Annotated in this window: 10 protein-coding genes; 7 read left to right on the forward strand and 3 right to left on the reverse strand. The window is 62.0% G+C overall.

Annotated features, from left to right (window positions below):
- Positions 1 to 7: 7 nt before the first annotated feature.
- Entirely contained in the window at positions 8 to 11,491 is an 11,484-nt protein-coding gene (locus AC07OF_RS24550; RefSeq protein WP_495073600.1) for a cadherin-like domain-containing protein, read from the reverse strand.
- 246 nt (positions 11,492 to 11,737) lie between these two features.
- Between AC07OF_RS24550 and AC07OF_RS24555 the strand changes: the two genes are divergently transcribed.
- Together AC07OF_RS24555 and aspT are read left to right on the forward strand one after the other, a co-directional pair.
- Positions 11,738 to 13,363 carry a mechanosensitive ion channel family protein gene (locus tag AC07OF_RS24555; protein ID WP_495073601.1) on the forward strand — a complete coding sequence of 542 codons (1,626 nt, stop codon included), beginning with the start codon at positions 11,738 to 11,740 and terminating at the stop codon, positions 13,361 to 13,363.
- Positions 13,360 to 15,042 (forward strand): aspartate-alanine antiporter, encoded by a 1,683-nt coding sequence (gene aspT, locus AC07OF_RS24560; RefSeq protein ID WP_157192623.1) that lies wholly within the window; start codon positions 13,360 to 13,362, stop codon positions 15,040 to 15,042. The genes AC07OF_RS24555 and aspT overlap by 4 nt, the downstream gene beginning before the upstream one ends.
- A 58-nt stretch (positions 15,043 to 15,100) precedes the next feature.
- Here the strand turns inward: aspT and AC07OF_RS24565 are convergent, their stop codons facing one another.
- Positions 15,101 to 15,409, reverse strand: coding sequence for a hypothetical protein (locus AC07OF_RS24565; protein WP_157192622.1), 309 nt, complete (start codon positions 15,407 to 15,409; stop codon positions 15,101 to 15,103).
- A 454-nt stretch (positions 15,410 to 15,863) separates the two neighbouring features.
- Between AC07OF_RS24565 and AC07OF_RS24570 the strand changes: the two genes are divergently transcribed.
- On the forward strand, positions 15,864 to 18,131 hold the full coding sequence (locus AC07OF_RS24570; protein ID WP_232478168.1) for a tetratricopeptide repeat protein: 2,268 nt from the start codon (positions 15,864 to 15,866) through the stop codon (positions 18,129 to 18,131).
- 59 nt (positions 18,132 to 18,190) lie between these two features.
- Here the strand turns inward: AC07OF_RS24570 and AC07OF_RS24575 are convergent, their stop codons facing one another.
- Positions 18,191 to 19,492, reverse strand: coding sequence for an OmpP1/FadL family transporter (locus AC07OF_RS24575; RefSeq protein ID WP_157192621.1), 1,302 nt, complete (start codon positions 19,490 to 19,492; stop codon positions 18,191 to 18,193).
- A 150-nt stretch (positions 19,493 to 19,642) separates the two neighbouring features.
- Here AC07OF_RS24575 and AC07OF_RS24580 point away from each other — a divergent pair, with 150 nt between their 5' ends.
- The 4 genes from AC07OF_RS24580 to AC07OF_RS24595 are packed head-to-tail and all read left to right on the forward strand — an operon-like array spanning position 19,643 to position 23,057.
- Entirely contained in the window at positions 19,643 to 20,617 is a 975-nt protein-coding gene (locus AC07OF_RS24580) for an AAA family ATPase (RefSeq protein WP_476447069.1), read from the forward strand.
- Positions 20,618 to 20,621: 4 nt separating this feature from the next.
- Positions 20,622 to 21,566: a DUF58 domain-containing protein gene (locus AC07OF_RS24585; RefSeq protein ID WP_157192619.1), complete on the forward strand. Its 945-nt coding sequence runs from the start codon at positions 20,622 to 20,624 to the stop codon at positions 21,564 to 21,566.
- Positions 21,563 to 22,069, forward strand: a complete 507-nt coding sequence (locus AC07OF_RS24590) for a DUF4381 domain-containing protein (protein ID WP_157192618.1) — start codon at positions 21,563 to 21,565, stop codon at positions 22,067 to 22,069. Before AC07OF_RS24585 ends, AC07OF_RS24590 begins: the two co-directional genes overlap by 4 nt.
- Positions 22,056 to 23,057, forward strand: coding sequence for a vWA domain-containing protein (locus AC07OF_RS24595; protein ID WP_157192617.1), 1,002 nt, complete (start codon positions 22,056 to 22,058; stop codon positions 23,055 to 23,057). The genes AC07OF_RS24590 and AC07OF_RS24595 overlap by 14 nt, the downstream gene beginning before the upstream one ends.

The following is a 23,057-nucleotide window of genomic DNA, read 5'->3' on the forward strand; positions in this document are numbered from 1 at the left end:
TCTTTGCTCATTCGCGGGTACGGTTATCGAGCGCGCGCAGGCGTTCGGCGGCTTCACGCAACTGAGCGCGGAAGCCGGACGCGATGCGCGCTTCGGAAGGTGGCGGTAGCTGTGTATCTCCCTGTGTGAGGTGCGCGGCATCGGTGGCGAACACTGATGGGTCGGGTAGCAGGCCATCGGCACTGAGGTTGATGCGCGATTGACGCCCGAGGATCCAGGCCATGTCGCTTTCACTGGCCTGGCGGCTGCCTTGCACTGCCCTGGCGACAAACTGGCCGGGAATCAGGCCAAGGCGCTGGTTCAAGGTTTCGCTGAGGATTTCGGGAGTACGGCCGTAGCTCAGGTTACTGCCGTCGGCCTGCCAGCCGGAGAGTTCGAGGATGCGCTCCTGGCGCTCGACCACCGGGCCGATGAACACCACCGGATCGACGTCGGGCAGCGGCAGGCGCTGGAACGGGTCATCGCTGTCACGGCCGAAGAAAGGCCCGGCCGGGGCCGGGATGAAGGGCGCGGCGATGTCCAGGGTAATGGTCAGTTGCGCAAGGTCAGTGGCGCCGGCGCGGTCGCTGAGGGTGTAGGTGAAAACATCCTGCAAGACCCGACCGAGCCCGGCAGCCGCCAGCACTTCAGGGTTGTTCAGGTCAATGCTGTAGGTGTAGCTGCCATCGGCGTTGATCACCAGGGTGCCGTAACGTCCGGCCAACGGCTGGCCAACCGTACCCGCAGTGCCGCTGCCCGTTTCGGCGCCGGTACGAATGCCGCTCACGCTCAGTTGTTCGTCCGCATCGACATCACTGTCATTGGGCAGGACGTTACCGGCGGCTTGCGGTGAAGGGGTCTGGTCGCTGGCGACAGTGCTGTCGTCGCGGGCGACGGGGGCATCGTCGGCACCCTGGATCAGCACGTTCAGCCGCGCTTCGGACTCAGCGCCGGCAGTGTCGCGCATACGGTAGGTGAAGACTTCGCGCAGGGTTTGCCCAGCCGTGCGCAGGGCCTGCACCGTTGGATTGGCGTTATCCAGCAGGTAGCTGTAGCTGCCGTCGGCATTCAGCACCAGGCTGCCGTAGCGACCGATCAGCACCTGGCCAGCCAAGGCGTTGCTGCCGGTTTCGCTGGTTACCGACAGCACCTGGCGGGTTTCGCCCAGGGCTGTGCTGTCGACGTCGGTGTCGTTGTCGAGGACATTGCCACTGGAGTTCTGGCCCGGGATGTTGTTATTCACACCGCCAGCTTCGACGGCAAGGGTGTCATCGTCGACCGCAATCGGCGTGTCGTTGCGCCCGTCGATGGTGATGCGCAGTTGCGCGGTGTCATCGGCCTGGTGGGGGTCGACGACGGTGTAGGTGAAGATGTCCACCAGCACCTGGCCACTGGTGCGCAGGGCCTGGACCGCTGCCAGGCTGTTATCGACGGTGTAGGTCCAGCTGCCGTCGGCGTTCATTACCAGGTCGCCATACAACCCGCGCAACGTGCTGCCCAGGGTGCCAGTGGTGCCGGTACCCGCTTCGCTACCGGTGCGGATGGCCGACACCCTCAGCACGTCGCTCTCAAGGTCACCATCGTTGCTCAGCACATTGCCGCTGGGGTTCAGGCCCGCCGTGGCGTTGTTCAGGCCGCCGGCCTCGATGGCCGTGGCGTCATCGTCAATGCCATCGGGTGCATCGTTGCGGCCAATGATAATGATCGACAACTGGGCAAGGTCGGTCAGGCCGCCAAGGTCGGTGACTTCATAGGTGAAGTGCTCGACCAGGGTCTGCAACACGTCCAGGGCCAGTATCGCCGGATTACTGGTGTCGATGGTGTAGGTGTAACTGCCATCGGCATTGAGCACCAGCGTGCCGTACAGGCCCTGAAGGACATCGCCGACCGTACCGGCAACCCCTGTGCCGACTTCGGGACCGGTGCGGATAGCGGTGACCGTGAGCTGATCGCCCTGGTCGACATCGCTGTCGTTGGGCAGCACGTTGCCGCTGGGATTGAGCACCAGACCGTCGCCGTTGTCGGCCACGGCGATATTGATGTTGTCCTGGGCCACCGGTGCGTCCCAGGCGCCCTGGATGATCAAGTTGAACTGCGCGGCATCCTCGGCGCCAGCAGCGTCGCGCATACGGTAGGTGAAGGTCTCCTGGAGCGTATCACCGGGCTTGAGGGCCTGGACCACGGCCAGGGTATTGTCGACCTGGTACTGATAGTCGCCATTGGCGAACACCGTCAAGGTGCCGTAAGTACCACGGATAACCTGGCTGCCGTTGACCGCAGTGAAGGTGCCGCCAGCCGCTTCGCTACCAGCGCGGATACCGTTAAGCGTCTTGCTGTCGCCGGCGTCGACGTCGCGATCATTGCCCAGCAGGTTACCGGTCGGATCTATGCCGGCAGTGCCGTTATTGGTGCCACCGGCTTCCACTGCCACGGCGTTGTCGTCGACGGCCAGCGGGTTGTCGTTGCGGCCCTGGATGGTGATGGTCAGTGTCGCGCTGCTGGTTGCTCCGGCCAGGTCGCGAATGGTGTAGGTGAACGATTCGCGCAGGGTGTTGTTGGCCGTGCGCAAGGCTTGCACCAGCGGGTCATCGTTATCGACCAGGTAGGTGTAGCTGCCATCGGCATTGAGGATCAGGCTGCCGTACTGCCCGGCAAAGCTGCTACCCACAGTGCCGCTACTCGAGCCCTGAGCCACACCGATAACGCTCAGGGTTTCGCCGAAGCGGTCGACATCGATGTCGTTGTTCAGCACATTGCCGCTCGGATCGCTGCCGGGGGAGCCGTTGTTCAGGCCTCCGGCCTCAACCGCGAGGGCATTATCGTTGTTGGCCACCGGCGCATCATTGCTGCCGCGGATGGTGATGGTCAGTAGCGCGGTGTCGATGGCACCGGCGGTATCGATAATGCTGTAGTTGAACGTTTCAATCAGCGAATTCCCGGGCCGTAGCGCCTGAACCTGGTCCATGCTGTTGTCCAGGCGATAGCTGTAGCTGCCGTCGGCATTGAGCGTCAGCCAGCCATAGGTGCCGCGCAATTCGCTGCCCAGGGCACCTGCGGTACCGGCGTTCTCGATGGCACCGGTGCGTACCGAGACCACCGCCTTGGTTTCGCCGTAGTCGACCGGATCGCCGGCACCGCCATCGACATCGCTGTCATCGTCCAGCACATTGCCGGTCGGGTCGACACCGCCGCTGCTGTTGTTCACGCCGCCGGCTTCGAACGCTTCAGCGCTGTTGTCGGTGGCCACCGGGTTGTCATTCTGACCACGAATGACGATCACGATCTGCGCATCGTCGAACTCGCCATCGCTGTCGGTGACCCGGTAGGTGAAGACCTCGACCAGCAAATCGTCCACCCCGCGCAGGGCTTGCACCTCGGCGTTGTCGTTGTCGATTACATAGCTGTAGGTGCCATCGCTGTTGATGGTCAGCGCACCGTATTGGCCATTCAACGGTGTGCCGACCGTCCCGGCCTGGCCGCTTCCACCTTCAGGGCCTGTCCGTATCGACGTTACGCTGACCGGGTCGCCGTCAGGATCGACAAAAGTCACTTGCCGCCCCGGGGCCGGCGGTACGCCGGGGTCCACACCCGGGGTGCCGTTATCGATGCCGCCTTTTTCGGTCGCCAGTGCGACCGTGTCCTGGGCATGCGGCGGGTTGTTGGCGCCGCGGACAATGATCACCAGCTGGGCGGTGTCGGTCAGCCCGGCCGAGTCGACGACCTGGTAAGTGAAGATGACATTCATCGTCGCCCCGCGCGCCAGGGCAACGATGGCGGGGTTGTCGCTGTTGACGTCAAAGCTGAATGAGCCGTCGGGGTTGATGGTCAGGGTGCCGTAGCTCACCGGGCTGCCTACTGGCGTGCCATCGCTGAACTGGGCAAAGGTTGCATCCAGCACAACTGCGCCGCCGCTCACCGTGGTCAGTACGCCACCGGCAGTTTCGGGGCCGTTGCGCACGCCGTTGACCAGCAGCACGCTGCTGGGACGGTCGGCACGGTCGACATCAAGGTCGACGCCGTTGCCGCCTGGCTGATTGATACTGCCCGGGCGGCTGGGAAACAGAATCACGTTGCCGACCGGATTGCTCTCAGGGTCGGCATTGCTGGCCCCGGCCTGGGCAGTAGCCTGGTCGTCGCTGGCCACCGGGTTGTCGTAGTTGCCGACAATGGTGATGCGCAACTCGGCCAGATCGTTGAGCCCCAGCGCATCCGAGACCTGATAACTGAAAAACTCGGTCAGGGTGTCGTTCGGGCCAAGGCGCTGCACTGCTGTATTGCTGTCATCAATGACGTAGGTGTAGGAGCCATCGGAGGATATGGTCAGTGTGCCGTAGGTACCAATGACGTTGACGCTGCCGCCCGCAGGTACAGGGGTCAGGGCGCCGCTGGACAGTTCGCGCAAAGGCCGGATGCCGGTTACCGACATGGTCTCGCCATAGTTGATCGGGTCGCCCGGGCCGCCATCGACATCATTGTCGTTGGCCAGCACATTGCCGCTGGCGTCAGCCCCAGGTACCGGGAAACCGTTGGGCGGGGTGTCGCCGGGGTTACCATTGCCAGTGTTGTTGACGCCGCCTTTCTCTCTCGCGGTGGCGGTGTCGTTCTCGGCGTCCGGGGCGTCGTTGGCGCCCTGGATAACCACGGTCAGGGTGGCGTTTGACTGCAGCGGGTCGCCACCCAGGCCAATGTCGGCGATGGTGTAGTTGAAAATCTCTTGCAACCGGTCGCTGTTCTGGCGCAGCGCCTGCACCTCGGCATTGGTGTTATCGACAATGTACTGGTAGGTACCATTGGCCTGGATCACCAGTTTGCCGTACTTGCCGATCACTTCGATCGAGCCCAGCGCTGGCACCCCCATCACCACGCCCAGCGGAGAGGTGACCGACACGACGTTGAGGATGTCGTTATTGCTGGCGATGTCGACATCGGTATCGTTGTCCAGCAGGTTGCCTCGTGGGTCAACACCCTGCAAGCGGTTGTCGGTACCACCGGCCTCGACCGCGGTGGCGCTGTCAGGCTGCGCCTGTGGAGCGTCGTTGACCGGGGCGAGGTTGATGACCAGAAAGTCCCGGTCGGTACGCGCATCGCTAGGCTCTCCCGGCACACCGTTGCCATCGAAATCGCCATAGTTGCCCTGGTCATTGCTGATGACTTCGAGGAAATCGCTGCCGTTGAAGTCCTGATTACCCAGGTAGCTCAGTCCGGCCAGCGCTGCGTTGATGTCGGCGATTCGCCCCTCTAGCTCCAGCGTTCCGGGGGCTGCCTGAGTCACCGATACCCCGGTGGTTGGGCCGGTGAGTGACAGGGCGCCGTGGGTGACCGTGAGGGTAACCTTGATGGTGCGGTCATTGACGTTCGGGTCACGTTCGGCATCGACATCGCTGATGCTGATCCCGGGGATCGCCAGCGGCGTGTCCTCAAAGCCGCTCTGAAAGCCGGGTAGCGTGTTGACCGGCGCGTCATTGACCTCGACATAGCCCGAGTTTGCCTGTTGAGTGGCGCCTTCGCCCAGGGTCACGCTGACCTGGCCAAGCGTCCCGCCATCGGTATCGATGCGCATGCGCAGCTCGCCGAACTGGCTGATGCTGTTGACCGTGGTCGGCGCATCCAGGCGGTACAGGCCCGAGGGCAGCACGCCGAAGGTGAAGCGGCCATTGCTGTCGGTGGTGGTGCTGAAGGTCTTGTCGTCGGCATTGCCGAGCACGCCATCATTGCCGGCCCAGATCAGGTTGATCGTCTGGTTCGGCACCGCCAGTTCGTAGTCCGGTGTGCCGGGCAGCGGATCCGGGTCAGGGTTGGTGTCATTGGGGGCCGTTGCGGCCGTGCCGGTGTCATTCCACAGGGTGCCGCTGATGATCCCCAGACCCGCGCCTTCACGCAGGACATAGTTGTTCAGGGTGCTGGCGTCCGGACCTGGGCCATCGGCACCGGTTCGCTCGCCGTCGGCGTCACTGTCCACGCCGACCAGGCTACCGCCCCAACTGGTGAAGGTTTCCGGCAGGCTGCTCCAGGTCAGGCTGGCATCACTGCTGGCGATGCTGGTGCCATTGGGCACATCGACCGAATACACCACGCTGACCTGGGTGCCGATATCGATGCGGGCGATATCCACACTCAGGCCGCCGCTGGTACTGAAGCTCACACCGGCTGGCAGGTTGCCTGGGCCATAGGTGGTGCCGCCAATGGTGATGCTGATCAGGTTGTAGTTGCTGCCGGTGGGGAAGCCATCAGTCAGGTGTACGTCATACGCCGGCAGGCCGCCGCTGGCGGTAAAACTGACGGTAACCGTGGCGTTGCCCAGTGCACCGCCCGGGTTGGGGGTGAAGTCGGTGACCTGTTTGTTCAGACCGCTGAAGCCAGCTTCGACGATGCGCTCGGTGAGGATGTCGCTGGTGGCGCGTACGTTGCCGTTGACGCGGTCCTGGATGCTGGCGCCAAGAACAACGCCCGCCTGGTTCTGGGCAATGTTGCCGACCCGGGCACTGAACTCCAGCACAATGCCTTCCAGGTCGTCATCGTTACCATCGTCACCACTGCCGTGGGAGCCGTTGGTGATGTCGCCCAGGATGAGGGTGACGGTCTGGTTGCCGTTACCATCGGTGCCTAGTTGCACATATTTTTCGTTGAGCACCCCGGTGGGGGCCGCACCGGAAAGGTCCGGGCTGATGAACTGGGCTTCGGGGCTGTTTTCATTGCCGATGATCTGCAGGGTTCCGCTGGTGATCAGGTCGGTCAGGCTGGTCAGCAGACCGCCATCGGAAATAAAACCGATACGCAGGGTGCTCAGGTCTGCCAGGGTCAGGCCTTGGCCGAGGGTGATCACCAGTTGGTAACTGGGGTTGTTGCCCTCGGGCACCAGCACTGTGGCGCGATAGCGGATGATTTCACCGATAGCGACTGTCTCTTGCAGGGCATTGGTCGGGTTGGGGGCGCTGGTGTCGGACAAGCCGCCGACGCGGGAAAACTTGATGCCTTGCGCCACCGGGATGACCAGCAGGCTGTCGCGGCGGTAATCGTTGAGCACGCCGCTATTGAGCCGGCCGTCCTCGCCGGTGCGCTCACCGGCCGGATCGGCGACGCCGCTGCTGGTGCCGTTGAGGCTGGTCCAGCGGACTTCGGCCTGGTTGTCGAACTGCGCCACCGAAGCCCCGGTGGCATTGACCACGCCGGAAACCCGTATGACCACGGTGCCGCCTTTGGCAATGTCGAGGTTGCCGGTGTTGACCAGGGTGCGGCCGTTGGGGTCAAGGCTGAAGCTGCCGGTGATATCGGTGCTGACGCCATTGACCGTGTAGATCACGCTGACCAGGGTCAACTGGTCCAGTTCGCTCGGCAGCACGCTGTTGAAGGCAATGTCGAAGGCATCGTAGTCGGTGCCGGCCGAGCCGTTACTGATGGTGATGCTGTAGTCGACCGGGTCACCCAGGTCGAAGCCCAGTCCCGGTGGGGTGATTAGCTGCTGATCCAGCTGCAGGGTCGGTTCCTGGATGGTCACGCTGGGCTTGCTGCCGGTCACGGCTACGTCGCGGTTGATCGGCGTGCTGCCGTTGGGGGTGTCACCGTCAGGGTCGCTGTAGCTTAGCGTGGCGTCATTGAGGCGCACGGCGCTGGTCTGGTTGCTGTCGACGTTGCTGGCCACCAGGCGCAGGCGAATCACGAAGCTGTTGTTGCCGGTGTTGTTGTCACCGGTGGTGTTGGCCACGCTGAAAACAAACCGCGCATCGACACCATCGGCCCCGAGGGTGCCGGAGGGTGCGCTGAGGCTGCCGACCGTAATCGTACCGCCGAAATTTTGCGCCAGTACGCCGCCTGCGGTGGTAATCAACAGGTAGCCCTGGTTGTTGAAGGTGGTATCCAGGCGCATGCCCGGCGGGATCAGGTCATCAATGCGCAGGTTCTGCGTGGTGCCCTCGGGCAAGGTGACGACGATGTCATAGAGCATGCTTTCGCCCACCACCAGGTTTGCCCCGGTGGTGTGGCTGGCGCTGGAGTCGCTGTCGTCGAGGCTGCCTCCAGCATAGGTCTTGGTGATGCCGGGGGCGGCGACCTGCTGGTTGGCCAGGTCGCTCAATGGCGTGGCGCCGAGGAAGTTCTGTCCGCCCTCGGCACTGGCGTAGGCGGTCAGCTCGGCATTGCTCTGCAGGGTTGCGCTGGCGGCAATGGCCGAGGCGACGGTGACGTCATAGGTGATCACCACCAGATTGGCGCCGCTGTTGTCGGCAGCGGTGCCCGGACGGCCGGCGAGCAGGGCGCCGACACCTGGAGCATCGATGAAGGTAATGGTGTTGGTGGCATTGTCGACGGTGTAATGCGTGCCGGCGATGAGCTGCGTGCCATCGCCACGGTAGATCAGCAGATTGGCCGCAGACAGGCTGCCGCCGACAAAGGACAGACCAGCGGGCAGGGTGATGCGCGTGCTGACGTCATAAGCGTTGCCGCCACCGTGGTTCTCGATGGCGGTCGCCAGGCGCAGGCGGTCATTGGCATCGATTCCGCTGACGTTGCCGTTGACGGCATTGATGTCAGTGATGCTGCCGTTGAACGGTACGCCGGTGCCACCGGGCGCGTTCCAGCTGCCGGTGGTGCCGGTCACCGTACCGTTGCTGGAAGAAACCACGCCATGGCTGATGGTCAGCACCGGCTCGGCGACCGAGGCGATCAGGGTCACGTCATCGGTGGTCAGCAGCACGCTTTTGTCCAGCGTGCGGGTCTGGCTCGATTCACCGAGGACGTTGAAGGCACGCTGGTCGGCGAACGGTTGATCGCTGACGGTCAGGGTGAAGTCAATGGCGATGCGACTGCCATCAACGCCCGGATTGACGTAGTCGGCGAAGGTGAACACCAGCGAGTTGCCCGGGCCGAGGGTGACCGAAATCGGGCTGTTGGGGTTGGTGTTGTCGGTGGCCAGGCGCCAGATGCTGTTGAGGTCTATACCGCTGAGGTCGAACAACGGCAGTGGCAGGTAAGCGGTGAGCTTGAAGTTCTCGTAGTCGCCGGTTACCAGGTCATAGCTCAGGCGGAAGGTAACGCTGTCACCCGGACGCAACTCGGTGCCCGGGGCAGGGGCGCCATTGCCGTTGAGGTCGGCCAGGTCGATCTGTACCTGGCTGGTGGGAATGCGCGAGAGCGTGCTGGAACTGTCGCTCTGGTCGAAACCGCTGAGGTTAAGCGGGTCGAGCAGCACGGTCGCAGTGGTGGTGGCATTGTTGCCCAGCGGGTCGCCTTCGTTGATTTCACTGTGCGGTGCGCCAGCGGGCGGCCTATAGCTCTGGCCGACCGTGGCCTGGTAACTGATGACCGCCAGGGTGGCACCTTGAAGCAGGTCATCGAAGGCCAGGTCGCCATTGAGCCAGCCACGGCCGGACAATTCTTGGCGCATTGCCTCGGCAATGTCGAAGACCAACGGGGTGCTGCCATCGGGAGCGGTGGCCCCAACGCTGATCGTCAGAGGGATGGTCTGAGTGAAGCCGTTAACAGTGATGGTCAGGGTCGCGGTGCGGCCGACCAGGGTCTGACCGTCGGTCAAGCTGTCGGCGATGACGAAACTGCCGTTGCCAAGGAATGTCTTGCCATAGGCAAAGTAGTCCGACAGGGCGATGTTCAGGGTGTAGGTGAGCGTGTCACCGGGGGTTATTCCGGCTGCACCGCCGTCAACGGTGACGGTGACCTGTTTTTGCAGGGTGATGGATTTGGCCACGAAGCTGACATCCTGCCCCTGGCCATCGAACTGGATCTGGCCGCTGGCAGTATCGCGCGGGTCCAGGGGTTGCCAGTTGCCCGTCGCGGTGGGACCGTCGAAGGTGATGGTGACATCATCGCCGGTTACCGGGTTGAGGATTGGTGTACCGGTGGAGTCGTCATCGGGCACGAAGAACTGCACATTGGTGCTGGTCGGGGCGGTGAGCGTCGGGTAACGGACGCTGAACTCGCGGATATACAGGTCGTTGCTCAGGTCGCTGTCGTTGTTGAGCGCGAGAATGGCCTGGATCAGGGCCGGATCGCTCACCGCACGGCCATCGTAAAGGGTGATCGAGGCCAGGGTGCCACCACCACCGGGGGTGATGGCGGTGACGATGACATTATTGGGGACCGGTTGGACGATCACCACATTGGTCAGGGTCTGTGAGTCGGCCGGGGTAATGGTGACGTCCAGGTTTCGCTTGAAGTTCGGGCCGGTTGCCGTTTCACCTTCCGGGGTGGTGACCACTTGATCGACAATAATGACTGTCGGGTGCACCACGTAGCTGTCGGCATTGGCCGAGGGTTCCAGGATGCTTGGGTCGGTGGCCGGGTTGTTCAGCGAGTCATTGCCATACTGGAAGCCGCTGCGGGCGCGGATGGTCAGGTCCGGGGTCGATCCGGTAAACGAAAAATCGGTGTCGGCCAGATTGCTCAGCGTTGCCGTTACCTGAATCGGGATGGCCGGCTGGCCCTGGCTGACACTGGCAAACGGCAGTTCCACCACCACCATCTGATCACCGGCACGCATACCGAAGTCGGCCGCATTGATGATCAACGGCTTGCCATCGCTACCGACGGCCAGCGGGTGGCTGGCCTGGCCATTGGCGTCGAACGTCAAGACATGGGCGGTCAGCGTCTGCCCCAGATACGTGGCGGAAACAAAGGTAATGCCGTCATCTATCTCGGCCCCGGCTCCGTCTTTGCCGGTGGCCGGAAAGAACAGGTCGACAAAAGGCGCATAGCCGGTGTAGCTGGTGCTGTTGGTGAAGGTCACGGTAAATGTGAAGGTGTTGCCCAGCAACACCTCGGCACCGCCGGACAGCTCGGTGCTTGGGCCGGCAGCCAGCAGCCGGTCGTAACCGGCCATGGCAGTGGCAGACAACGCCGTGGCTTTGTCGATCGTGCCGCGGGTCACTTCCAGGGTCCAGTCGCCGCCGGCGCGGGCACTGCCGGTATCGTCGCTGGAGGCGCCGACATCGGCACCGGTCCAGCGTGACAGTTCGTCGACCAGGGTGCGACCGTCGCTGCCTGCGCCGACCTTGCAGCCGTACAGCTGAATGTCGGCGCCCTCGCTCAAGGATTGGCTCCACTGGCTCAGCGGTTGGGAAAACTGGCCGATGTTGTCGGCGCTGAGGGTGGTCTTGCCGAGGGTGAACTCGCCGGAGGCACCGTGAGACAGAATCTGGATCGAATCGACCTGGCCAAGTTGGGCCAACGCAGCAGAAATCGCCGCCAGACCATCCTGACTGGCCTCAACTACCAGCACCTGAACGTTGCCCGGCAGGTTCGCGGTGAGCTGCTCACGGCCTTCGATGCGACTGTCGAGCACCAGCAGGTGCCGGGCGGCAGAGGGCTGTTGGCCGGGTTCGCTGCGGGCATCGGCGGGGGTGGCGTGCGCGGTGTTGGCATCGGCGCTGTCGCCGTTGTCCTGATGCTGCTGATCTGCCGCAGCGGCGGCAGCGCCGTCAAACAGGATGCGCGGTTCCAGCGCCAGTGCCTGACGCTGGGGTTTGAATGCGGTAGGTACAGCAGAACGGGTCTGGGTCGTCATGTCCACATCATCACTCTGAGCCCTTGGCGAGGGCGGACCGTCATAGTGTTAGCCATGCAAATACCAGCCCCTGGAACCTGTCCCTGGGTGGGCTGACATCGCTGGATAATAAAAATAGCCTAGTTGTTTTTTTTGTCACTGTAGGGAGGAGCTGAAAGAGCCGTCCTACAGCGGCTTGCTGAACAACAGGTACAAGCGCAGAACCACGTCTACCCTGACTGAGGGATTCAGGCAGGAGCGAGGGACATGTGGAAATGGGTAAAGCGCTATTTGGGTGTTTTGTTCCTGCTATGGACGGTTGTTCACTACCCCGTCAATGCCGCGCAAGATACTGCCGAGAACCTGGCGCCAGCGGCCGAGCTGAAAGTTGCCAACCGCAGCATTATTACCTTTCACGCAAGCCTGCTCGGAGAAGCGCCTGCGGCGCGGGCACAGCGTGCGCAGGCAGTGATCAACGAAGTGCTCAACGGCACCGAAGACCCTGTCGTGCGCCTCGATACCATTCAGGACAGCTACCTGGTGCTGTTGGGGGAACGCCGTGCGTTTATCGTCACGCCCAAGGATACCGACCCTGAAACATCGGTTGCCGACGCCGCCGCACAAGCCGCGCAACGCCTGAAAAAAGTGGTGGAGGAGTCGCAACAGGCCCGCAGCGTACGCTTTCTGTTGACCGCCGGGGGCATGAGTGCGGTGGCAACCTTGCTGTTTATGGGGCTGCTGCGTCTTGCCGGCTTCGTTCATCGCAAACTGCTCTCACAGTTACCCAAACGCATACGCCGTCATCACGATGTGCTCAAAGTGGGTGAAACCCCGCTACTGGATACCAGCAACCTGTTTCCGCTGATCAGGCGCCTGCTGGCATTGGTGTACTGGACCGTGGTGCTGCTGCTCACCTACGAGTGGCTGACCTTTGTTTTGCAGCGCTTTCCTTACACCCGAGCCTGGGGTGAAAGCCTTGATCATTACTTGCTGAACCTGCTCCGGTACGTGCTTGACGCGATCGTCAGCGCGATTCCGGGGCTGGTCATCGCCCTGATGATCTTTTTTATCGCGCGCGGAATCAGCGCCTTCAGCAAGCGCGTGCTGGAACGACTGTCGCGGCCCGGGACCATCACCTGGCTCAATCATGAAACCTTGCAGCCGACTACGCGCTTGACGTCGCTGGCCATCTGGCTGTTTGCCCTGGCGATGGCCTATCCCTACCTGCCGGGCGCTGGCACCGAAGCCTTCAAGGGCTTGTCGGTGCTGGTCGGCCTGATGATTTCCCTCGGCGCCTCGAGCGTGGTCGGGCAGGCGGCGGCAGGGTTGATCCTGACCTACACCCGGACCCTGCGTCCCGGCGAGTTTGTGCGCATTGGCGAGCATGAAGGCACAGTGACCGAGCTTGGGATGTTTACCACCAGTATCCGTACCGGCTTGGGTGAGGTCCTGACCATTCCCAATTCGATGATCACCGGGGCGGTGACCAAGAACTACTCGCGGGTGGTGCAAGGCGCCGGGTATGTGGTCGATACCGTTGTCACCATCGGCTACGACACGCCCTGGCGCCAGGTTGAAGCCATGTTGCTGGAAGCTGCGCAGCGTACCCCGGGGATTGTGCCAAGTCCTGCCCCTCAGGTATTTCAGACGGCACTTTCGGACTTTTATCCAGAATATCGCCTGGTCGCCCAGGCCGTGCCCAGCGAGCCACGGCCACGTGCCGAGTTGTTGAGCATGCTGCATGCCAATGTCCAGGATGTCTTCAATGAGTACGGGGTGCAGATCATGTCGCCGCACTACCTCGGTGATCCGGAGCATGAGAAACGCGTGCCCAAGGAGCGCTGGTTCAGCGCCCCCGCGCAGGAGCCCAGTGAGAAAGGAGATCGGCAATGATCGATTTTGTCCTCCATGCGCTGCGCTCCAACCCTGAAATAGCGGTATTCCTGGCCATCGGCCTGGGGGTGCTGATTGGCCGGATCCAGCTCGGCAGTTTCCATCTTGGGTCGGTTGCCGGGGCGCTGCTGATGGGGCTGGTCATTGGTCAGATCGGACTGGATGTGCCCCATGAGCTGAAATCGGTGTTTTTTGTGCTGTTCATCTATGCCGTTGGCTTCAAGAGTGGTCCCGAGTTCTTTGGCTGCCTGAACAGCAACAGCCTGAAGTTGGTGCTGTTCTCCGTGGTGCTGTGTGCCACCGCGCTGGGGGCGATCCTGATGATGAATGCGATTTTTCATTTCGACGCAGGGTTTACCGCAGGCCTGGGGGCGGGAGCCCTGACCGATACCGCGATCATGGGTACTGCCAGCAGTGCCATCGCCCAGCTGCCGCTGGACGATGTCGCGAAGAATCAGCTGTACAGCCACATGGCGATTGCCTACGCAATCACCTATCTGTTCGGCACCATTGGTTTGATTGTCTTCGTTGGCACCGTTGCCCCGAAGCTGCTCGGTGTAGATCTACGCACTGCTGCCCGGGAGCTGGAACTGGAGCTGGGTATTGCCAGCAACGAAGACATCATCAGTGTTCCCTACACCCGTATCGTGGCCCGCGCCCATCGTGTGACGGAGCGGACGCACGGCGTGTCGGTCGCGGAGTTCGAGCAGAGCCACGCCAACCTCAGTATCGAACGCGTAGTACGCGGTGACCAGATCCATGAGCGCGACACCGGCATGTTGCTGCGCCAGGGCGATATTGTCGGGGTCTATGCCTTGCGTGAAGACGTCGGTTCGCTGACTCAGTGGCTGGGGCCGGAGATCGATCACCCCGAGTCGTTGTCGTTTCCTACACGTACGGCCGACATTGTGCTGACCAGTGACGCTTTGGCCGGCAAGACGATTCACGACATCAAGTCAGCGCTGATCGGCTCCGATCGCATGGGCTGTTTCATCAATACCATTACACGACAAGGCCTGGAGCTGCCGTTGTTGCCCAATACGGTGTTGCGCAAAGGGGATGTCATCTCCCTGACCGGGCGCACATCGGGCGTCGTCGCGCTGGCGCAGCAACTGGGGCGGATCCGCGAACGCAGCTACAAGAGCGATATTGCCGTGCACAGCCTGGGCATGGTGGTTGGCGCATTGCTGGGCATGCTGTCGACGCACGTGGGGATGATTCCGGTTGAGCTGGGTGTGGGTGGCGGAGTGTTGCTGGTGGCCTTGTTGATTGGTTGGTACAACTCCCGGCATCCGGAATTCGGTGCCTTGCCGCCAGCGGCCCAGTGGGCGTTTTCAGAGTTCGGGCTGACCGCTTTCGGTGCCGTGGTAGGGCTGTTGGCGGGGCCCGCCGCCATTGCTGCAATGCAAAGCCAGGGAGTGGCCTTACTGGTCTCGGGCGTCGTCGTGACCTTGTTGCCGCCGCTGGTCTCGCTGTACTTCGGGCGTTATGTCCTGCGCTTGCACCCGATGGTGCTGTTCGGCGCATTGGCTGGTGCGCAGACCGAAGCAGCGTCGATGAACAAGATCATCGAACAGTCCGGGAGCAATACGCCGGTCATCGGTTTTACCGTCTGCTACGCCATTTCCAACGTGCTGCTGGCCGTTTGCGGCCCGATCATCGTCTATGTGGCAAGCTGATTCGCTGCAGGACATAAGGCGAGACAGGGGGGACGCCTGATGTCCTGCAGCGTATCGATTATGCCTTGATGTCGAAGCGGATGTGCTCACCCAAGCCACACACCATCAAGCTGGCATGGACTGTAAGAGGACTATGTCTGCGACTCTGTTTAAGCAGTTCCTGAATGATTTTTTTTACTTCGCGCTCTGCTTGTTTGCGCTTTTCGATCACGATGCCGTGAAGTGGAAGCTGGCCGATAAGCGTCGTATCGATTTCTTCGACTGTTTGCCAGTCTTGGAGATTGCGCAGTTTGTCCCGGGCAATAGCAGAACTTCCGTCAATCGTCTCGGGAATCGAATAGGTTAGCTGAAAGTCATGATTGGACATGGCACGAGGTCCTTGTGGGGTATGAGTTTGACGCCAGCTTCGATAGCAGGCGCGTCCTCAGGCGTTACACATCCTTGTTGACGCACTGATAACTTATGTTTGAGATTCAAAGTTCAATGTAAGAATGCTCTTACAGCTCTCCAGATTCTCGTAACTATCGAGATGTATATCTTCCGAAAGTTGTTGTTGAACATAACTTATTGAACTTTTCTCGTCCACTCGCACGCGATGCCTCGGCGCCAATCAGCTGCTGTTTTTGGAATAAATCTTAGGCCTTTTTGGAATTTCGCTCGGCTACTGGCGCAAAGATGCACTAGCCTAAAGCCCGCAGACGCTAAAGCGCCCGGCACAGGGCGAGATCGAATCGACCGTGGAGCAGTGAATGGGGCACGACAAGGCTAGGGACAGTTGGCTGTCCGGATTTCGGCACGGATTGCGTTCAGGTGTGATGCTGATGGTGTTGTCGGCGCTGGTCCCGGCCTGGGCCAACACGGCGCCCGCCGCATCGCCCGCACAGGCCGCTTCGGCTCAAGGTTACGTTGCCACTGCCACCTGCCTTGGCTGTCACGCCGAGCAAGCCAAACAGTGGCAAGACTCCGACCATGGCTGGGCCATGCGCGACGCCACGGCCGCCAACGTACTGGGCAACTTCAAGAACGCGCAGTTCGATGAGGCCGGGGTCAAGGCCCGGTTCTTTTCCAAGGGCAAGCGCTTTTTCGTCAACACCGAGGGTGAAGAGGGCAAGGCGGCGGATTTCGAGATCCTCTATACCTTCGGGCACTACCCGCTGCAGCAGTACCTGGTGGCTTTGCCCCGTGGCCGGCTGCAGGCGTTGACCATTGCCTGGGACAGTCGCAGCCAGGAAGAGGGCGGGCAACGCTGGTTTTCCCTGTACCCCGGCCAGCGCTTTGCCCCCAACGATCCCTTGCACTGGACCGGTCGTTACCAGAACTGGAATGGCATGTGCGCCGACTGCCATTCGACGCGGCTGATGAAAAACTACAACGACCGCGAAGACAGCTTTGCCAGTACCTGGCAGGAAAAGAATGTCGGTTGCCAAAGCTGCCATGGGCCTGGACAGGCCCATGTCGATTGGGCAAAAACCGCAAAATCCGCTGAAAAGGCCTATGCCTCAGCAACCGAAACAGGGCTGGCGGTGGATTACAAAGCGCTCGGCAGCCAGGGGCTAGTCGAGCAATGTGCTTTTTGCCACAGCCGTCGGCAAACCCTTGGCGTCGGTCAGATGCCGGGGCATCCGCAACTGGACCAGAGCCTGCCGGCGACCTTGCGCAGGGATCTCTACCACGCCGATGGCCAGATTGATGGCGAAGTCTACGAATATGGCTCGTTTACCCAAAGCAAGATGTACGCAGCGGGGGTAGGCTGCACCGATTGCCATAACCCGCACACCAGCAAAGTGAAGGTTGAAGGCAATGGCCTCTGCCTGCAGTGCCACAATAGCCAGCCGCCGGTCGCCCGTTTTCCCAGCCTGCAGGCCAAGGACTACGACAGCGAGGCGCACCATCACCATCCGGCAGGCACGCCCGGCGCCCAATGCGTCAATTGCCACATGCCGACTAAAACCTACATGGTGGTCGATCCCCGGCGTGACCACAGCCTGCGTATCCCGCGGCCAGACCTTGCTAGCAAGGATGGCAGCCCGGACGCCTGTACGGCCTGTCATCAGCAGCAAACACCGCAATGGGCGGCCAAGGCCATCGAAGGCTGGTACGGGCAGCCGCAGCGTCCGCCGCACTATGGCGAGAACTTCCACGCAGTGCGCAGCGGCGAGGGGATCGCTTTCAGCGAACTCAACGCGGTACTGGCCGACAAAGGCAAACCGGCGATTGTCCGGGCTTCGGCCGCTGAGCAGATGGCCGATCTCGGTGCCCGCTCGGTCATCAGCCTGGGCTGGGCGCTGCAAGACAGCAGTGCGCTGGTACGTGCCTATGCCGTATCGGGCTTTGCCAGCGTTCCCCCGGCGCAACGCCTGCAGCCGTTGTTGCCGCTACTCAAGGACCCGACCCTGGCGGTGCGCGATGAAGCCGTCCGGGCGTTGGCCGATGTACCGGCAGAGCAGTTGCCGGCCGAGTCGCGCGAGTCGTTCAAGACCCTGCTGGCTGACTACGAGCAACGCTTGCGCGGCAACGCCGACCTGCCCGGTGGCCGCCTCAATCTGGCCGTGCTGTTGAGCCGCCAGGGGCGCGATGGCGAAGCGCTGGACGAGTATCGCCAGGCCTTGAAACTGGACCCGTATTTCGTTCCCGCCCGGGTCAACCTGGTTACCTTGCTCAGCGCCTCGCAGCAGCTGGATCAAGCCGAGCAGGTGCTGCGCGAAGGGCTCGCGCTGGAAAAAATGCCGGCGGCTGACCATGGCAACCTGGCGTACATGCTCGCCTTGCTGCTGGTCGAGCAGGGCAAGGCCGAGCAAGCGCTGGAGTGGATGCAAACCGCGGCCGTGGCGTTGCCGGAGAACACCCGGATTCGCTACAACCAGGGCTTGCTGCTGTCGCGCCTGAACCGTCGCGATGAGGCCATCAATGCGCTGCGCAGCGGTCTTGAGCAGGCACCGAACGATCCTGACCTGCTGTATTCGCTGATCTATCTGCACGCCCTGGCGGGCGAACGCAGTGAGGCTTTCGAGTATGTGCAGCGCATGCGCAAGGCCGCCCCCGATGATCCACGCTTGCAGGGGATCGAACCTTACTGGCAGCAGCAGTAATCAAGCACCGGCCCCAGTTGCGCTAATACGCGTGGGGCCGGTCGATCAGGCCAGCACCGTCAGAACCGCCACACCGCACCACCGCCAATCACGTGCAGGGCAGTATTCTTGTAGGTACCTGACACCGTCGTGCCTGAACGCGCCTTGGTCTGTTGTTCATCCAGATCACCGACCCAGATCAGGGTATAGGCCAGGTGCAGGTCGAGCCCTGCGTCGACCTGGTAGTTCACCCCGGTAGCGAAGCGCCAGGTGTCGCCGGCCGGGTTGTCCACGGTACGGTCGCGGTCGTCGACCATGGAGCTGTCAAAACCCACGCCCATGCTCCAGCGTACTTTCGGCGACGCCTGGTATTGTGCGCCCAGTGACGCATGCCAGGTGTCCTTGTACTTGCGGTCGGCTGTGACGCTGGTGCCGGCGTTATCGGTGTCGACCTCCACACCGATCTCGCCGAACTCGCTCCATTGTTGCCAACCAAGACTCGTGAGCAGCTTCCATTGCGCATCCAGGTCATAAGAGGCACTTGCCAGCACCGTCTGCGGCACTTGCATGTCAAGTTTCAGGTCATCGATGTTCAAGCGGTTCAACGCCACGTTGAGCAACGGATTGCTGACATCATCGATGCGTGGGCGATCCTTGAAGTGCAGGTCGATCTTGCTGGTGTAGGCAAGGCCGAGCATGACCTTGGGATTGAGCCGATAAAGCACGCCGACGTTGACCCCGGTGCCGACATCGGTGTCCTGGTATTCGAGCTGACCGTCAGGCCGGTCTGCCAGCCCCAGCAAGTTGTTGTTGATTGCCGCTTCGGTGCGGTAATAGGCGTACATCAACCGCGGGCCGATGCCCACCGACAGGTCGTCGGTCAGCTTGTAGGCGTAGGTCGGCTGCAGCGACACGCCGATGATGGCGGCTTCCTGGGTGAAATAGCGGCCGGCCCAGTCATCGTCATAGTCCAGGGCCAGACCAAAGTTGCCATACATGCCAAAACCGATACTCGAACGCTCATCCAACTGGTGGCTGATGAAGAAACTGGTGCCGGGGAGATACTCCAGCGCGTTGCCACCTTCGTTGCCGTCGAACTGGTTGCCGCTATCGCGTGAAAAACGGATATGGCCGAGCATCAACAGGCCGTTGGCATTGACTTGAGTGCCCGGCAGCTGAGTCAGCCCCGCCGGGTTGTTCATCAACACGCTGGGGTCGGTGGCCAGCACTGCCGCGCCGGCGTTAGCCAGACCGGAGCCTTCCTGGCCTGCTTCATACATGGTGATGCCACCGGCCCAGCTGGTTCCGTGTACAAGCCACAGGGCCGAACACAGAGTAGAAATTTTCAGGGCACGCAGTCGCTGGCTGGCTGTAATGGTCATGACAGACTCTTTATGGTCAGTGAACGCCTGAAGGGTTGACGTAATCCAGCCTAGCCGCTCAGCCATTGCCTGCAACGTTGGTCGGACGCTGGCGCATACATAACTCACTGCTAGGATTTACCCATAACAGCCAGATCAGGGAACGACACAGTGAGCATACGTGAGCAGATAGCCACGCTGGAGGCGAGTGTTGCGCAGCAGGTGCTGGGGCAGGCCGAAACCATTCGGCATGTGCTGTTGGGGCTGTTGGCCAATGGTCATGTACTGCTCGAAAGCTTGCCGGGGCTGGCCAAGACCCGCACGGTCAAAGCCCTGGCAACCCACCTGGACGCAAAGATGCAGCGGATTCAGTTCACCCCTGATCTGCTGCCCTCCGATATCACCGGCGGGGAGATTCTTCAGCAGACTGCCGAAGGCAACCAGATCAAATTCCAGCCGGGGCCGTTGTTCGGCAACGTGATTCTTGCCGACGAGATCAACCGCGCACCGGCCAAGGTCCAGGCGGCCCTGCTCGAAGCCATGGAGGAGCGGCAGATCACGGTGGCCGGGCAGAGCTATCCGATGTCTGCATTGTTCATGGTGCTGGCGACCCAGAACCCCATCGAGCAGGAAGGCACCTACCCGTTGCCGGAAGCGCAGATGGACCGCTTTCTGATGAAGCTGCACCTGGATTACCCCAAGGTCGAAGACGAAACCCTGGTGCTGCGCCTGGTACGTGGCGAAGACCAGCAGGCGAACAATGCCAGCCAGGCGCCGACGCGTCTGCCTCAAGAGATCGTCTTCGCAGCGCGTAGCGAAGTGGCCGGCATCCATGTTTCCGAGGCCATTGACCGGTACCTGATCGACTTGATCAACGCCACCCGCAAGCCGGCTGACTACGATGAGGACCTGGCCCGCTGGATCAAGATTGGCGCCAGCCCGCGCGGAGGGATCAGCCTGGACCGGGTGTCGCGGGCCCATGCCTGGTTGTCGGGCAATGATTTCGTCTCGCCGGATGATGTGCGCGCTGTTGTACACCCGGTGCTGCGCCATCGTCTGCAGCTTACCTACGATGCTGTCGCCGATGGGGTCAGCGCCGATCAAGTGCTTGACCGCCTGCTCGATCGCGTCGCGATCCCGGCCTGATCTCATGCCTGACCTGCAGCCGGATGGCTTCGTCTATGCCTCGCTCAGCCAGCTGATGGCACTGGAGCACCGCGTCCGCGGCCTGAGCTTTCTTGCGCGCCAGCCGCTGTCGAGCATTCTCTCCGGCAACCATGCTTCGCGCCTGCGTGGCCGTGGCTTGAGCTTCGATGAACTGCGCCGCTACATTCCCGGTGACGATTTGCGCCACCTCGACTGGCGCGCCTCGCTGCGCTACGGCAAGCCCTTCGTGCGCACCTTCACCGAAGAGCGTGACCGCCCAACCCTGATTCTGGTCGATCAGCGCATGAGCATGTTCTTCGGCTCCCAACGCAGCTTCAAATCGGTCGTCGCGGCTGAGCTTGCGGCCCTGTCGGCGTGGATCGCGTTTCACGCCGGTGACCGCGTCGGTGGCTTGGTGTTTGATGACCAAGGGATACAGCACATTCGCCCGCTACGCAGCCGGGCACGGGTTGAAGCGCTGTGCGCCGCGGTGATACGCAGCAATCAGAAACTATCGGCCACCGGGCCCGATAGCGAGAGCGAGCACCAGCTCGATACCGTGCTGCGCAGCTGCATCGCCACTGCAGGTCACGACAGCCTGGTGTGCATCATCAGCGACTTTTCCGGGGTTTCGGCGCAGACCCTGCAACTGTTGCGGCAACTCAGTGCCCACAACGATGTGATCGCCATGCAGGTGTACGACCCGCTCGCCCTGGAACTCCCGCAGCAGGGGCGCTTGACCGTGACCCAGGGTCAATTGCAGGTGGAGCTGGAAGTCGGTCAGCGCCAGGTCAACCGGCCATTGGCGGCGTTTCTTTCCGGGCGCCTGCAGGATGTCGCGCAGATGCTGCGCCGCAGCCAGGTGCCGGTGATGATGCTCAGCACCGGCGAAGATCCGCTGCTGCAAGTGCGTCGTGAGCTGGGGCGCCTGACGGACCGGGCGCGATGAGCAGGCCTTCGCCACCGTCCATCGACCAGCTCCAGGAGCTGCCGTTGCCGACACCTGCGTTCAGCTATTTGCCGCAGACCTGGGGTTGGCTGGCGGTGTTGCTGGTCGTCGTGGCCCTTGCCTGCTGGTGGGCCATCTGGCGCTGGCGGCGCTGGCAGCGCGATCGTTACCGACGTGAAGCGCTGGAGCAGCTTGATCGACTGGAGCAGGGGTTGAGCGATCCGCCTCAGCGCTTGCAGGCATTGCGCGAATTACCGGTACTGCTCAAACGGGTGGCACTGTCACTCAGTGATGCGGCCACTGCGGCAGCGCTCAGTGGTGCGCAGTGGCAACGCTTCTTGCAGGACCACGGTCGAGCGCCGCTGCCGGATGATTTCGCCGCCCGACTGTTTACCCTGGCCTATGCGCCGGACGCCGACGTGCAGGGCATGACGGACACCGAGATCAAGGCGCTTTTTGCCGCCAGCAGGCACTGGATCGAGGCTCACCATGTGGCAGTTTGACTATCCCTGGGTGGTATTGCTGTTACCGTTGCCCTGGCTGGCTTATCGCTACCTGGGCGCTTATCGGGAAGCACACAGTGCGCTGCGGGTGCCATTCTTTGCCGCCATGAGTCGCGCCATCGGCCAGCAACCTGGCAGCCCCGGTGCCGGCGGCGGGCGTTGGCAGTTGCTGCTCAATCTGCTGGTCTGGGCGCTGGTCATGGCCGCCTGCGCGCGGCCGGTCTGGGTAGAGCAAGCCATAGAACATGAGCAGCCGATCCGCGACATGATGCTGGCCATCGACATCTCACAGTCCATGCAAACGCAAGATTACACCGACGCCAACGGCGCTCAGAGTGATCGTCTGACCGCGGTGAAGGGGGTTGTGCGTGATTTCATCGCACAGCGCAAGGATGATCGCATTGGCCTGATTGTGTTCGGCACGGGCGCCTATCCTCAGGCGCCCTTTACCCTGGATCACGCCAGTCTTGAGGTGCTGCTGGATGAAGTCGGCATCGGTATGGCCGGCCCGAATACGGCATTGGGTGATGCCATTGGCCTGAGTATCAAATTGTTCGAAAAGGCCAAGGAGCAGGAAAAAGTCCTGATCCTGCTCACTGACGGCAATGATACCGCTAGCGCCATCACCCCGGCCCATGCCGCGCAACTGGCCCGGCAGCAGGGTGTCGTGGTGCATACCATCGGTATCGGCGACCCGCAGGCCAGTGGCGAGGCCAAGGTTGATCTGGCGGCGCTGCAGGGCATCGCCAAGGCCACCGGCGGGCGCTTCTTCCGGGCCGATGATCGCCAGGCCCTGCAAGCGGTCTATGCGACCCTGGACCAGATCACGCCACACAAGGTGAAAACCTTGAGCCACCAGCCCAAGCGGGACCTGTTCTGGTTACCCTTGGGCGCGGCGCTGCTGTTGTTAGTGTTGAGTCATACCCTGGCAGCGCTGTTCAGTCGTTTTTCACCTCAGCGCCAACCCTCCGTGCAGTCAGGACGCTGA

The sequence above is a fragment of the Pseudomonas sp. GW821-FHT10B02 genome (assembly GCF_059415665.1).